Below are 1039 nucleotides of genomic sequence, written 5' to 3' on the forward strand. Positions count from 1 at the left end.
GTTACTGGGCCGATGCCACAGCCACCTCCCGTTCGGAAGGGAGCTGGTGGCTGAACGGGACTTCACGGGGTTGGTACTCGCACGATCGCGCGGTCATGTCCCATTCGGCACGCGATCGGTCGTCGTCCTCGAGGGTGTCGCTATGGTCTTCGCCGAGCTCGGCGGATATCTGATTGAGGAGGGTGGGGCCTGTCGTCGAGGATGGGGTGATGTGGGGTGTGAAGTTCGTGCGATGGGTGGACGGGGTGACCCATGAGTTCGTCTGCGATGGGGATGTTCATGGATTCCCGTCGTATAGGCGGGTCGACCGCGATGTTTGGTGTCGGCGACTACCCGACTTCGGCTGGGTGGTGTGCTCCGAGTGCGGTCAGGTATCGAGTCGCCCGTTCGACGACGCTGGGCAAGGCGATCTTCCGCCCGAGGGCGTCTGGGTGAGCCGCAAGGGTGATCGGTCGTATGTGTATGACCTGGTGCTTGGAGACGGTCAGGCAGCGGGTCACGAACCTCATTAGGGCTGTTCGGTTTCGGCAGGGCAGGGAGGTCGTCGCAGCGTCGTCGGACCAGGCAAATCAGGGCCGCGTATGTCAGCGCCCTCCTATCCAGAAGAGAGCTGATCGCCGAAAGGGACTTCACGGGGCTGGCACTCGCACAATTGCACGGTCATGTCCCGTTCGGCTGGTGATCGGTTGTCGGCGGGGACATGACGGGGGCGCTGCTCGGCTGATGCTGCAGCCAGCGCCCGTTCGGAAGGGGCTTGTGGCTGAACGGGACTTCACGGTGCTGGCACTCGCACGATCGCGCGGTCATGTCCCGTTCGGCTGGTGATCGGTTGTTGGAGGGGACATGACGGGGCGCTACTCGGCTGATGCTGCAGCCAGCCCCCGTTCGGAAGGGGCTTGTGGCTGAACGGGACTTCACGGTGCTGGCACTCGCACAATTGCACGGTCATGTCCCGTTCGGCTGGTGATCGGTTGTTGGAGGGGACATGACGGGGCGCTACTCGGCTGATGCTGCAGCCAGCCCCCGTTCGGAAGGGGCT

This window comes from Nocardia sp. NPDC056564, assembly GCF_042793755.1.
In the GTDB taxonomy this organism is placed as follows: domain Bacteria; phylum Actinomycetota; class Actinomycetes; order Mycobacteriales; family Mycobacteriaceae; genus Nocardia.